Source organism: Bacteroides fragilis (assembly GCF_019583405.1).
GTDB lineage: Bacteria > Bacteroidota > Bacteroidia > Bacteroidales > Bacteroidaceae > Bacteroides > Bacteroides fragilis_B.
This window is the reverse complement of record NZ_SZUU01000003.1, coordinates 302,748-317,676: the sequence shown is the minus strand read 5'-3', so window position 1 is coordinate 317,676 and position 14,929 is coordinate 302,748. Positions and strand designations below refer to the sequence as shown.

The window sequence follows — 14,929 nt, the reverse complement described above, 5'->3', positions numbered from 1 at the left end:
TTCGAGTGAATTTAAGGGGGCACTTTCGAGTGAATTTAGGGGATCACTTTAAAGTGAACGGAGGGGGGCAGCTACGAGTGAATTTTCCAACAAGCTATCAAACCGCTTTGGGTGAATTTTCGTCAGCAAATGGAGATCTACGTTTACTAAATGTCACAGCTGGTACTGGAGGCCGTTCTTATATGAACTACTCTAAGGTGCCAATAAAGTTATCAGAACTCTGCGAAAGTATAAATCAAAGACGAAAGGTTCTTTCAAAGGAAAATATTAGCGAATGCTACAAATTGAGCTTCGATGCTCACTTTCATTTGGTAACTATCCACCCTTGGGCTGACGGCAACGGCCGAATGTCTCGTTTGCTGATGAATCAGTTGCAGTTTGAATTTGGGCTCATCCCCACCAATATTAACAAAGATCGTAAAGCGGAATATATTGAAGCCCTTATTGCCACCCGTGAAAATGATGATATTGAGTTGTTTCGTAACTTTATGTTTGATGAACATATTCGTAACTTGGAGGAGACAATTCGTAATTATCAGGCATCAATAGAGGATGAAGGTATAGAGCCTCGTGTTGATGTCGGTATAAATGTCGGCATAAATGTCGGTATAAACGAACAGCGTACATTGGAACTTATTCGAATTAATAATCGGACAACTGCAAAAGAGGTCGCAGAATCGCTCTCGGTTTCCTTACGGCAGGGTGAACGTATTATGGCAACACTTAAGGAGAAAGGTTTAATTAAACGTATTGGCTCTAATAAATCGGGGCATTGGGAGTTGAATGAGCCATAAATATCTGTAGAAATTAGCAAATAAATACCCTATGCGCATACAGTTTGCATCCGACCTACATTTGGAGTTCAAAGAGAACCTCGCTTATATTCAGAGTATCCCGTTTGAGATAACAGGAGATATTTTGATATTAGCTGGAGATACTTTCTACCTCAAAGACAGGACTATGCCAAATATTAAGTTTTGGAGATGGGCTTCTCAGAACTATCAACAAGTGATATTGGTGCCGGGCAACCATGAATTTTATAACAATGGTGACATAACTGCTCGTGGTGACTCTTGGCAATATATGTTTCTCGAAAATGTGGGTTACTATTATAATAAGGTAATACAAATAGGTGATGTTGATATTATTCTCTCAACTTTGTGGTCACACATTCGTGAAGAAAACGAGGTTAGTGTATTCAGAGGAATGAACGATTTTTGCCAGATATTATATGATAAGCATCGTTTACGCATAGAGAATTTTAATGTAGAACATAAAAAATGCCTTGCCTTTATCAAGCAAAGTGTCCTCGAAAGTACCGCTAAACACATTGTTGTCGTAACCCATCACCTACCTACTCTTCAAGTTGTTGCCAAAGAGCGAATAAATGATAGCATGAATAATGCCTATGCTACAGAGTTGGGAAACTTCATTGCCAATAGTCGAATTGATTATTGGATATATGGTCATTCTCACAAAAATATTAATACCAAGATTGCGGCTACTAAAATTATATCCAATCAGTTGGGGTATTTGCTCAATGGAGGCCAAACAGAGGAATTCAGTACAAGTCGATTTATTGAGTTATAAAAAATCAAAAGAATATAAACATGAAAATACATCACTATACAAACTTAGAATCATTAGCAATGATTCTAAAGAATAGGACTATTAGATTTAATCGCCTTGATAAAGTAGATGACCTTGAAGAAGGTAATGCTGAGTCATTAGGCGTTCGCTTTTGCAAATATGTATTTGTTTCATGTTGGACGGAAAATTCGGAGGAAAGTGTTCCCCTTTGGAAGATGTATGGTGGCGATTTTGGCGGTATTCGAATTTCAGTAGAGAAAGAAATGTTTCAAGAGTATCTCGTATCTGATTTAGATTTTGGAGGTCAGAAATCACAAGGCTCTATTATAACAAAAATTCCACCACAAAGCCTAACTCATCCAGATTTCTTGATTATCCCTATATTAGATTACAATAATGACTTGTTTTATCGACACGTAGAATACGTAGATGATGTTTTTCAATACACCAAAGATTGTATTCAGATTACTAATATTAAAGATGGTCGAGGAGATATGAATATGCAAATGAAGCCTTTTGGATATTACAAAAACAAACGTTGGGCATTTCAAGATGAAACAAGATTTGTGCTCTATGTGCTTCCCTGCAACCCCATGTTAGAGGAAGCTAATCCAGAAGTCTCCAGCATAGTTATGCAAAGCCTTTTAGGTAACAAGTCTTTACCTTTCACATACTATGATATGCAACTTAAAGATGAGGTTTTAGAAAAAATAGAAATCACACTCAGCCCATCCGCTTCTGAAGCTGAGAAAATAATAACACAGGCCTTAATTGACAAATATGCTCCCAAAGCTCAAATTAAAGACAGTACTTTGGGAAAAGTAGTTCGACTAAAGTAATAATCAGAAAAACTAATCTTGCAAATGAATAGTGTCGTATTCAATAATAAGTTCTATCTTTGCCTCTGCAAACCATTTGTAACCACAATGCGGTAACACCCACCAAATCAATCCTCTAAAATTGATTGGGAACTTCCGCAAACAGGGCTAAAAAAACGCGGTACAACACGTATATCGAAAACACTGAAAACCAGCACATTGAATTTCCTGGTACTTTCAATGTAATTGTAAAAATAAGGTTTGTACCGTTTAAAAGAGCAAAACGCTGACAATTAATAGTGCAAATATGCTGCATCGGCAAGTAAACAACCTAAGATTCATTGCCTTATACCCAATTTGAATACCTAAATATTACCTTAGATTTGCATCCGAGGATTACAGATAAAATAGAAAGTATGGCAGACAATTATATCGAAAGACAATACGAGCAATATGAAGCCAGAAAAGCGGCTTGGGAAAAAGCACGCAAATATGGCAAAAAGAAAACGGGGATCACTCACCCTGCTAGAACTGAACAACCGGGCCAAACGACAACAGAGCCCCATAATTATAAAAGAGTATTTGTTACGGGAGGAGCCAATGGAATTGGTAAAGCCATTGTAGAAATATTCTGTAAAAGTGGGTACCGGGTGGCATTTTGTGACAAAGACGAAATAGCAGGAAAACATACTGCAGAAGAAACAGGAGCCATTTTTCATCAAGTTGACATAAGCGACAAGGATATGCTTGAACACTGCATGCAATCCATCATTGAGGAATGGGATGACATTGATATCTTAATCAATAATGCAGGTATCAGTGACTTCTCTCCTATCACTGAAACAAGCGTAGAAGACTTCGACAGGATTCTATCCATTAATCTACGCCCGGTATTTATTACTTCACACTTCATGGCTATCCACCGTCAATCGCAAACGACATCCAATCCGTACGGAAGAATCATCAACATCTGCTCTACCAGATATTTAATGAGTGAATCCGGCAGCGAGGGATATGCAGCCTCTAAAGGGGGAATCTATTCACTGACACACGCGTTAGCCTTGTCACTTGCCCAATTCCATATCACAGTCAATTCTATTGCGCCGGGCTGGATACAAACCCATGACTACGATCGTCTCCGTCCGGAGGACCATGCGCAACACCCTTCAAGAAGAGTCGGTAAACCGGAAGATATAGCCCGCATGTGTAGATTCCTTTGTGAAGAAGGAAATGACTTTATCAACGGTGAAAACATCACGATTGACGGAGGGATAACTAAAAAGATGATTTACACGGAATAATATAGTTCCAAACCAAACATACAGAAATAAATGGAATATGGTATTATAACGTACTAAAACCATCTCCACTTTTCCACTCCATGATACATTTTACTTTAAAGTCCTTGTTTCTATTTAAATGATACTCCAAATAAAAAGCTGCCCGGAAAATTTCCGGGCAGCTTTTTATTTGCCTCCGTTCAAACAACGGAGTATTCTTTTACAGAAGTTTAAAACTTACGTGTGTTCAGGTTCTTGTCGACCAAAACGCCATCAATAGCTTTCAGATCAAACTTCACAGCGCGTTTCGCTTTCAGCTTCAGAATAAACAGATCGTTTGTTCCTTCGAGGGCTTCTTTAGCTCCGAGGTTAACAAATGTAGGATAGAGTGCTTTTGTACCATTGGTATGGAGTCTGTCATAAGTCAGATTTTCCATAGCTTTGAGGTTCAGAGGTTCTACACCCACGAATTCATAATCCTGCTGATTGTATGGCAACGCAAAACTCAACGCATTTACAGAGCGGAGGTTGACACCTTTTACAAGTACTTCAACAACCTCACCCTTACTGTAATTCCGTTTAGCAGTACTGATTTCAATGGTACCATCCAGTTTCTCAATCGGCTCTTCACTTACACCATCTTCCAATTGTGTTGCCACTACAGAAATATCATAAGCGTCAATCAAACCATTCTGATCAATGTCGCCTACACTGATATAGCCTTCATAGTCGGAATCACCTTTTCTCAGACCGGTATAGTTGGTATACGAGGTTAAATCGTTATTGTCGATCTTACCATCGTTATTGATATCACCCTGCAAACGGCTCTCGGTTCCGGGAACTTTAAATACATACAATTCCCTACCCGAACCATAGTTGTTTACACCTTCTGTTACAGCCAGTTTGATATAGCGTGCAGTCGGACGTTCAGTAAATGTAAATACTTTCACATCACCATTACGTTTCCAGTCGATTGCTCCGGCCTCGGTCCAGTTTTCCTTATCCATACTATAATATACAGTACCTTTCAGGATCGTTCCGTTACCACCATCGGTACGTGGCAGGTATTCGAATTTATCCAGCTGGTTCACTGTTCTCAGATCGATAATCATATCATAAGGCAGTGCTTTTGCTCCATACTTCGTATGCCACATATCACCCAGCTCGGCAAAGTCGAACAAACGATCGATATCAAATCCTTCCTGATTCTTCGCAGTTGTTTCACCCTTGATTCCGTGAAGAGCAAATTCCAGCGGATTAGCTTTTGTCTTAGCACCGAATTCAGCCCAATCCGAATAGCCATCCTTGTTTACGGCACGAATCTTAAATGTATAGTCTGTTTCAGCAGCCAGTCCGTCAAACAGCAACTCAGTATCCTTTATTGTTGTATACAGCATGCCATTGAATTCTATTTCATAGAAATCAGCATTCGGCACTTTGTTCCATGTCGGCTTCAAGGTATAAGCCTCAATATCTTCGGCAGCAATTCGGGCAGCAGGAGCGGTCAACGAACCGGAGGTTACTCTGTAATTATCGGCAGGTGCATATTGGAAGCCTTCGATATCCATTACAACTTGATTTTTAGTAATATCGGTAGCGGCCAGTTTCACAAGAACTTGAGGATTCTTAGTGATAACCTTCTTCTCAAATTCACTGCCCTTTGTAGCAAACTTATTCAAATTAGGAGCAGCGTCATAGAAGTATACGTTTTCACCTTTCCGGAAATCATCCATAGAAGACACTTCGGTCAACTTCACTTTGCCTTTACCTATCTGAGCAGAAACCTTCTTCGGCTTAGCAGTAACATTTACTCTGAATTCTGTGGCTTTCTCTTTTACAAAGCCATCGAAATCACCCTGTGTAGGACGAATCGAAATCTTCACATTATTCTTTGAATCAACATTCGATTCAATGAAAGTAGTGGTTCCTTTACCCTCTTTATATGCTTCCGATACACCGTCATCGTCATATTCAACGGTCATCATGTGCTTATACGGATAGATTTCGTAGATACGAAGTCCCTTATTAATTTCAGCAACGTTATTATTAGGATTGGTCATCGGGATGATAGCTCCGTTCTTTACGAATACCGGAAGCTTCCAGAGAGGAGCGGCAAAATTGTTGAGAACACAGTTACCCTGATATTTCTCTCCGGTAAAATAATCGATCCACTCTCCTTCGGGCAAATAAATGCCATCACGGATATCATTGCCTTCAGCATCTGCTTTGGTAGCTTTGTAAATGGGGGCTACTAAAAAATCGGTACCATACATAAACTGATACTGCGTAGTTGTTCCCAAGGTGTAAGCATTCGGATATTCCAGGAACATGGCACGGATAAGCGGCATACCGGTTACAGCCTCTTTTGCGAAACTATAAGTGTAAGGCAGTAATTCCGATTTCAGTTTCAGATACCAGCGATTGATAGAAGTGGCAGGTTCGCCCAGAGCGTGAGGATACTTTTCATTAGATCCCCATCCGTCCATATTCAACTGCATCGGAGTGAAAGTTTTCCACTGGAAGTCTCTGGTGTTGACAATCATATTCTTGCCGCCAAAGATACCATCCATATCCGAAGAAATATTAGGCTGACCTGACAGGCCTGAACCGATATAAGTCGGGATATGGAAACGGATGTACTCCCATACACCGCCTGTCTGGTCACCCGACCAGATTCCGGCATATCGTTGCGTACCGGCCCAACCGTCAAGTGAAATAATGAATGGACGTGCATCGTTACCGTAATAAGGCATAATGTGACCCACATCTGCTACTCCATTCAATCCGAACGAATATCCCCAACCGACCCATGCTACGTCTGTTTTCAACACACGCACACCGGCATCTCTAACTTCTTTCACGATATCTCTTTGCAGCAATGCACTGACGCCTTCTTTCGGATGTAAATCCGATTGTGTCCACAATCCAATTTCAACGCCATTCTTACGGGCATAGTCACCCAGACTTTTCAGATTCTGAATATTTCCGTCGAGTGTTTCCGTCTGTCCGTATCCGGCACCATATCCATCATTCGGCAGGAGCCAACCCAACGGCATATCGTGATTCTTGTAACGGTCAATCACTGCACGGGCCGAGAACTGATAATTATTCTTTTCACCGTTCAATGATTCTTTGATTCCGCCATTATCTTTCTGACTTTCTTTATAACGCTTTCCATCTTCGAACAAGATTCCTTTTTCGTCTTCCTTCCAGTAATCACGGTTATAGGCATTCAAGTGACCCTGATAAAAACCGAACTTAGGCAACAGCACCGGATTACCGGTCAATTGATAAAAGTCATTCAGAATCCCTACGGCACCATCACTAACCATATAGAATACATCAAGATAAGGAGAATCGTGCATAAGCTTCACTTTACCTTTTTCTTCCGCACCGAAATCATATTTACCCGGTTTGAAAGTATACCACATCATACCATAGCCGTTAGTAGACCAATAGAAAGGTGTGGGTGAAGCTACTCCACCGTCTGTCCAGCTATTTTCGTTTACAATATTAATTGCTTTTCCTTTGTGTGAAAAACGTCCGTTCTGCACACCACCGCCATAGAAGTATTCGTTGGGGTTCTCTTTCAGAGTTACAGTAACTTTTCCTTTATCAAAAAGTACCGGTTCGGCCTCTTCAAAAGCTACAGCATTCTTTTCCAGGTCGATCACTTTCATCAAAGAAGTATTCTTGTCGATTTCCACTTTGATTTTCCCCGTAGTGATAGAGATGAGATTGCTGCCATCATTCAAGTTGAGTGTAGAAACTGTGTTTCTGGGATTGTTTACCAGAATTTGTGCTTCAGGTTTTGCTTCCGGATCACGGATGATTCCTCCGGCATTGTCCTGAAATACTCTGAAGATGTTTTCCCCGTAGAAATCGAATGTCATTCTCTGATTATTAGAGAATAATACTTCAATCGTAGTCGGATTGATTTTCTTTGCACTAACGATCTTCAAGTTTTGTTGTGTCACTTCTCTAACGATTTCGGACCGATGCATAGCCTACATAGGCGAACCGGAAAACATCAGAGGCAAAGCGAGGGCGAACAGCACTGCTTTTCGCTGCCTACAATTACCAATTGCGTTTTTCATGATTTTTACTATAAAATTTCAACTAAATATTACTCCATTCTGTCAATAGATTGAATACGCAAAAATAGGCAAAAGTATTCAGAAAGGCATATTCTATGAAAATAAATACAAGTAAATACGCTTGCTTCCTATAATTCAGGAAGTACTTTCGCACCTTATGCCTCTCTCCTCCTAATCATCAATCTCAAAACATGGGGATGTTCTTATACTAAACATCCCCATGTTGCCCACCTAAACATCCCCATGTTTTGATAGCAAACATCCCCATGTTTTTCTATGTGGGATTAGAACATAAGACTATCCGGTCAGCAAGATAAAGCACTTGCCTTGTTACGTAAGCTAACAACCGGTTCGTGATATCGGTAGGTTACTTCCTTAAACACACATTATTTATAGAGGAAATTAGCCAATCAGAATGAAAATCTTAACTTTGCAGGACAAAAATGAAATCATATATGGAAAAGCTAAAAATGGAATCTGTGAGTATCGCAGAGGACAGCCTGAATAAAATAGCCGAACTCTTCCCAAACGTAGTCACTGAATCGATGGGTAAGGACGGACAACTACATAAAGCTATCGACTTTGATAAACTGAAATTCCTCCTTACAGCCAACCAAGCAGAAATGGGAGTGGTATATGATGACGACGAACGTTACGAATTAACATGGGTGGGCAAGAAGCAGGCGATAAGAGAGGCGGCGCATCCTATCCGCAAAACATTGCGTCCCTGCCCGGAAGAGAGCAGGAATTGGGAACAGACCCAAAACCTATACATCGAGGGAGACAATCTGGACGCAATGAAACTCCTGAAAAAGAGTTATGCAGGAAAGGTAGACGTTATCTATATCGATCCGCCTTACAACACGGGTAAAGACTTTATCTTCAATGATACATTCGCTCTTTCACAGGAAGAATCCGACGAGAAACAGGGAAGATATAATGAAGAAGGGCAACGATTGTTTCAGAATACGGAGGCTAACGGAAAGTTTCACTCCGATTGGTGTAGCATGATGTATGCCCGGCTGATGCTTGCCCGTACCCTGTTAAATGATAATGGCATCATTTTCATTTCTATTGATGATCACGAACTGGCAAATCTGATTAAAATAGGCAATGAAGTATTCAATGCTTCTAATTTCATCGATGTATTTAATTGGGCAAAGACGGAAACTCCGGAAAATCTCTCGAAAAAAAGCAAGCAAATCATCGAATACATCGTCTGCTATCAGAAGAAGAAAAACGACATGAAATTCCAGGGTCTGAAGAAGGAGTCGGTCAGTTCAAACGGTCTGTTGAATCAACCGAATTCCGTCGGCATTCTGACTTTCCCGGCCAACAAAGTAGTTACTTCCATCCCCGACGGAGTGATCAAAGCGGGCATGTACGGAACAGATGCGTATGACGTGGAATTACTGGAAGATACCACCGTACGTGACGGACTGTTTACAACTCCCGTCAAGCTGAAAGCCAAATTCAAATGGAGCCAAGCGAATCTGGACAAAGAGATACAAAAAGGAACAACAATCAAAATACCGACTCTCAAGTTAAGTCCTTCGTACGAAAAGCTGGAATATGATCCGGAAGTTCCGCCCAACCTGATCAATTACAAAGTAGGAGTTGAAACCAATGAACAGGCCGGTAACCATCAACTACAGTTCTTTGATAAGAAAGTGTTCAACTTTCCGAAACCTGTCAGTCTGATTCAATATTTATGTGAGTTTATCGACACCAAAAACAAAGATTGTATTGTAATGGACTTCTTCTCAGGTAGTGGCACTACTGCCGAAGCGGTTATGCGGATGAACATGAAACCACGTAAAAACAAGGTGAAGTACATTCTCGTGCAACTGCCGGAAGATGTGACTGAAACAATAAAAAAGGCCAAGACTCCCAGTGAAAAAGAGATCATGCAAAATGCGATCGACTTCCTCACGGAAAAGCATAAAGCATTGAACATCTGCGAACTGTCCAAAGAACGTATTCGACGTGCCGGAGACACAATTGAGGCGGAATGCAACCAACTTAAATTAAAGGACCGCCCGGACATCGGTTTCCGTGTTTTTCGGATTGCCGACAGCAATATGAAGGACGTGTACTACAGTGCAAAGGAATATTCACAGAGTGATTTATTCTATTTCACTGATAATATCAAAGAAGACCGTACCGGACTCGATCTGCTTTATGGTTGCCTGACCAACCTGGGACTATCCCTGTCACTCCCACACAATGAAGAGGATATAAATGGATACACGGTTTATTCTGTCGACAAGACCGAATTAATGGCATGTTTCGCTGAACAGATTCCCGAAAAAGTCTTCCGTGAAATAGCCGGCAGGCAACCGCGCCGGGTCGTCTTTCGGGACGCCTCATTCCGTAATAGTGCCGATCGTATCAATATAGACGAGATATTCAAAACATTATCTCCCGGTACTACGATCGAGATTCTTTAAACAGAGAAGGAAGATACAGAAATGAAATTAAAATTCAAACATCAGAAGTTTCAGGAAGACGCAGCAAAAGCGGTATGTGATGTTTTTGCCGGGCAGCCATACAAGATGCTCGACTATCAAATAGAGACCCGGAAGAAAGACGGCCAGACCAGTTACGAAAGATTTACAGGATTCCGTAACCACCCTGTCGTACCCCAACTCACAGATGAAATCGTTCTGAGACATATCCAGAATATCCAGCGTGCCCAACAAATCAAACCGTCGGAAGCACTGGAAGGGAAATACAACCTCACCATCGAAATGGAGACGGGTGTAGGTAAAACGTATACCTACATCAAAACCATCTTCGAACTGAACAAACGCTACGGTTGGTGCAAGTTCATCATTGTCGTACCCAGTGTTGCCATCCGCGAAGGAGTCCACAAAAGCCTGGAGATTATGAAGGAACACTTTGCCTCGGATTACAGCACCCCTCTGTCTTATTTCATCTACGACTCCAAACAGTTGGGTGAATTGAACGCATTTGTCACAGACAGCAAAATCCATGTAATGATCATCAATTCACAGAAGTTCAATGCAACGAACAAAGATGCCCGCCGCATCTACATGAAGCTGGATGATTTTGGCGGCAACTGTCCCATCGATGTGATTGCGCAGATGAACCCGATACTGATTATCGACGAACCTCAGTCGGTAGAAGGAGCCAAAACAAAAGAGGGATTGAAACGATTCAATCCCCTGTTCACACTGCGTTATTCGGCTACACACCGCGAACTCTATAATCTGGTCTATCGCCTGGACGCGATGGAAGCTTACAACCTGAAACTGGTTAAGAAGATTGCCGTCAAAGGCATTTCCATCAGTGGAACAACAGCCACTGAAGGCTTCGTCTATCTGGAAGGTTTAAATCTGTATCCGGACAAAAATCCGACTGCCAATATCGGATTCGAAGTAAAAAGAACCAAAGCAGTGAATCAGGTAGTACGGGCTCTGAAAGTAAATGATGACTTGTACGCTAAATCAAACCGTCTGGAAGAATACCGGAACGACTATGTAATTACAGATATCAACGGCGTTGAAAATTCCGTCACCTTCCGGAACGGCATCAAGCTTTATGCAGGTGACGTAACGGGTAGCGTCAACGAAACTCAACTACGACGTATCCAGATACGAGAAACCATCTTATCACATATTAAGAAAGAACAGGAACTGTTTGAGAAAGACATCAAAGTTCTCTCCCTTTTCTTCATCGATGAAGTAGCCAAATACCGCCAGTATAACCCGGACGGAAAAGGAGAATATGCCGAGATTTTCGAGCAGGAATATACCGATATCATAAAGCACTTGGACCTTTCGTTATTCAATCAGCCGGAATATATCAATTATCTAAAATCGACCGTGGCATCAAAAGCTCACGAAGGGTACTTCTCCAAAGATAGAAAAGGAAAGCTGATTGACAGTAAAACCGAGCGGGGAACCAAAGAATCGACAGATGAGGAGGCATACGATTTGATTATGAAAAATAAAGAACGCCTGCTTGACCGAAAAGAGCCGATCCGCTTTATTTTTTCACATTCCGCCCTGCGGGAAGGATGGGATAACCCGAACGTCTTTCAAATCTGTACCCTGAAACAAAGTTCGGCAGAGGTACGCAAGCGTCAGGAGGTGGGACGCGGGCTGCGCCTCTGCGTAAACGGACAGGGAGATCGCATGGACGCCAACGTTTTAGACGAAGAAGTACATCGTGTCAACCTACTGACCGTGATAGCCAGTGAATCGTATGAATCGTTTGCCAAAGGCTTACAGACAGAAATGGCAGAAGCCATAGCCGACCGCCCACAAAAAGTAACTATCCAATTATTCAAGGACAAGACGCTCCGATTGCCTAATGGTGAAACCATCATAGCAACCGAAGATATAGCACAAAGTATCTACGACTCTTTACTTGAAAACAAGTACATCAAGAAAGGAGAACTGACAGACAAATTCTATGATGACCGTAAACAGGGAGAAGTGATTTTCGACGATGAGCTCACCGATTATAAGGCGTCTATCATGACCATCCTAACCTCTATCTATAATCCAAGAGAGATGCAGCCGGACGATGCAAGGAAATACAACATAAATCTTCGGTTGTCGAAAGATAAACTTGAAAACAGCAAACTTCAGGAATTGCTGAAGCTGCTATGCAGTAAGTCAACCTACACCGTAAAGTTTGACGAAAAAGAATTGGTAGAGAAAGCAATCGGGAGCTTAAATGAAAAGTTAAGAGTACCCCAGCTCTATCTTTCTGTCATTACAGGCAAAATGGACGAAATCAAGTCTAAAGCAACTTTGGTTTCGGGAGAGGCATTTAAAGTAGATCCCAATCAGGCGCACTATGAAAAGATAGATGCCATGGCAAACGATCAAGTAAAATATGACTTGCTCGGTAAACTCACAAACGCCACAAATCTGACCCGAAAGGCAGTTGCTCAGATTCTTGCCCGGATAAAACCGAATGTATTCGCCCAATTCAGAAATAATCCCGAAGATTTTATTATTAAGGCTTCGGAACTGATTAACGAAGAAAAAGCGCGTCTGATAGTACAACATATCGAATATAGCCCAATCGACCAGTACTATGATGTATCGGTCTTTACCCAGACAGCTGTTCAAGGATGTTTGAGAGTAAACACAATGAAAGCAGATAAACATCTGTACGACCATGTGAGATTCGACTCTCGAAATGAAAAAACATTCATGGAAAAACTAGAAGAAAATGACGAAATAGAAGCTTATGTAAAACTACCCAGCAGTTTCTATATCCCTACTCCGATGGGAAAATACCATCCGGACTGGGCCATCGTCTTCAAACAAAAGTTGTCGAAGTATCCTTATTTTATAGCCGAAACCAAAGCCAGCGATTCTTCCCTGCAAGACCGGGAAATAGAAAGGGCAAAGATAGAATGTGCCAAAAAACATTTTGCGAATGTAAACGGTGGAAAGCTTAAATATGATAAAGTAAGTTCCTTCGAGGAACTTTTGAAAATTGTCGCACAAGATCCCGTTTAAATCCAATAAAATAGCATGTTTCATTCCTTCCAGACCTCCATTGCCGGCATCGAATTGCCCCACTTGTTTACTTATCCCTTCCATTACACTCCTCATCCGTTATGTGTAATGGCAGCAGGAGAAGTACAGGCTTACATAAATAAACAGACAAGATGGAAAGAAGAATTGGACAAAGGAAAAATGTTCGGCGTATTGATAGTCCGTACTTCTAACGGACAAATGGGATATCTGGCTGCTTTCTCGGGTAACTTGTGCGGAAGCAATTCACACTCTTTCTTTGTACCACCGGTATACGATTTGTTGCAACCGGATGGTTTCTTCAAGATAGAAGAAGAACAAATCTCGGCTATCAACCGCCGAATCGGACAATTGCAAAACAGTGACCGGTATGTGAAACTCCAACAAAGGCTGGCGAAAGAAACAGCCTCATCACAACAGATATTGACCGAAGCGAGAAAGACTCTGAAAACGGCAAAAGAAAAACGGGAACAGCGCCGGCAGCAGCAACCGGATGAAGATGAACAAGCTGCCATGATACGTGAAAGCCAATATCAGAAAGCAGAATTCAAACGTCTGGAAAGATATTGGAAAGAGCGAATTTCCGAAGTGAAAGCAGAACTGGAAAGTATTTCATCGCAGATTGAATCTCTCAAAGCAGAACGCAAAAACCGTTCGGCGGCATTGCAGCAAAAGCTATTCCATCAATTCAGCTTTTTGAATGCCAGAGGAGAAAGCAAGAACTTGTGTGCTATCTTCGAACAAACTATTCAGCAGATACCACCTGCCGGAGCAGGTGAATGTGCCGCGCCCAAGCTATTGCAATATGCTTACCTAAATGGATTGAAGCCCATTGCCATGGCCGAATTCTGGTGGGGAGAATCACCGAAAACAGAAATCAGGCGTCACGGTTATTACTATCCGTCCTGCAAAGGAAAATGCGGGCCCATTTTACGTCACATGTTACAAGGTCTGGATGTCGAACCGGATCCTTTGGCAACAGCCCCTGCCCCGCCAAAGGAAATAGAGATTCTCTTTGAAGACAAATGGCTTCTGGTTATCCATAAACCGGAAGGACTACTCTCCGTACCTGGAAAATCGGAGGAACTGTCCGCCTACAGTCTACTCAGAGCCCGCTATCCTGAAGCTACGGGACCGATGATCGTACATCGACTGGACATGGCAACTTCAGGATTGTTGTTGGTAGCCAAAACCAAGGAAGTACATCAGCACTTACAGGCGCAGTTTGAAAGCCACAGCATTAAAAAGCAGTATACAGCACTGCTGGAAGGTATCTTACCGACTGACGAAGGAACCATCGATCTTCCCATTTGTCCGGATCTTCTTGACAGGCCCAGACAAAAAGCAGACAGAGAATCAGGCAAAAAGGCTGTCACCCGATACTGCGTAATAGATCGCAAAAACGGACGAACCCGTATCGCTTTCTTCCCGCAAACGGGACGTACGCACCAGTTACGCGTTCACTCCGCCCATCCGTCAGGTCTGAATTGCCCCATCGCAGGTGATGAACTCTACGGCAAGAAAGCAGAGAGACTTTATTTACATGCAGAACGTCTGGAATTTACCCATCCGGTGTCCGGACAACGAATATATATTGAAAAGAAAGCTGACTTTTAACAAAT

Annotated in this window: 7 protein-coding genes and 1 pseudogene; 7 read left to right on the top strand and 1 reads right to left on the bottom strand. The window is 41.9% G+C overall.

The features are described 5' to 3' along the window. The first annotated feature begins 29 nt into the window (after positions 1-29). The 4 genes from FDF36_RS08595 to FDF36_RS08580 all read left to right on the top strand — a co-directional run bounded on the left by FDF36_RS08595 (position 30) and on the right by FDF36_RS08580 (position 3,709). Positions 30-794: a Fic family protein gene (locus FDF36_RS08595; protein ID WP_259281397.1), complete on the top strand. Its 765-nt coding sequence runs from the start codon at positions 30-32 to the stop codon at positions 792-794. A 31-nt stretch (positions 795-825) separates the two neighbouring features. Beyond that, on the top strand, positions 826-1,590 hold the full coding sequence (locus tag FDF36_RS08590) for a metallophosphoesterase (RefSeq protein ID WP_220391052.1): 765 nt from the start codon (positions 826-828) through the stop codon (positions 1,588-1,590). Between the two features lie 20 nt (positions 1,591-1,610). After that, positions 1,611-2,429: a DUF2971 domain-containing protein gene (locus FDF36_RS08585; protein ID WP_220391051.1), complete on the top strand. Its 819-nt coding sequence runs from the start codon at positions 1,611-1,613 to the stop codon at positions 2,427-2,429. Between the two features lie 395 nt (positions 2,430-2,824). Next, positions 2,825-3,709, top strand: a complete 885-nt coding sequence (locus FDF36_RS08580) for an SDR family NAD(P)-dependent oxidoreductase (protein ID WP_220391050.1) — start codon at positions 2,825-2,827, stop codon at positions 3,707-3,709. Positions 3,710-3,918: 209 nt separating this feature from the next. Here the strand turns inward: FDF36_RS08580 and FDF36_RS08575 are convergent. Then, positions 3,919-7,785: pseudogene (locus FDF36_RS08575) on the bottom strand (TIM-barrel domain-containing protein). A gap of 455 nt (positions 7,786-8,240) precedes the next feature. Between FDF36_RS08575 and FDF36_RS08570 the strand changes: the two are divergent. The 3 genes from FDF36_RS08570 to FDF36_RS08560 are packed head-to-tail and all read left to right on the top strand — an operon-like array spanning position 8,241 to position 14,924. Then, positions 8,241-10,235 carry a site-specific DNA-methyltransferase gene (locus FDF36_RS08570; RefSeq protein WP_220391049.1) on the top strand — a complete coding sequence of 665 codons (1,995 nt, stop codon included), beginning with the start codon at positions 8,241-8,243 and terminating at the stop codon, positions 10,233-10,235. Between the two features lie 21 nt (positions 10,236-10,256). Beyond that, complete coding sequence (locus FDF36_RS08565; RefSeq protein WP_220391048.1) at positions 10,257-13,289, top strand: type III restriction-modification system endonuclease; 3,033 nt, start codon at positions 10,257-10,259, stop codon at positions 13,287-13,289. 15 nt (positions 13,290-13,304) lie between these two features. Then, positions 13,305-14,924 carry an RluA family pseudouridine synthase gene (locus FDF36_RS08560; protein WP_220391047.1) on the top strand — a complete coding sequence of 540 codons (1,620 nt, stop codon included), beginning with the start codon at positions 13,305-13,307 and terminating at the stop codon, positions 14,922-14,924. The last annotated feature ends 5 nt before the right edge of the window (positions 14,925-14,929 follow it).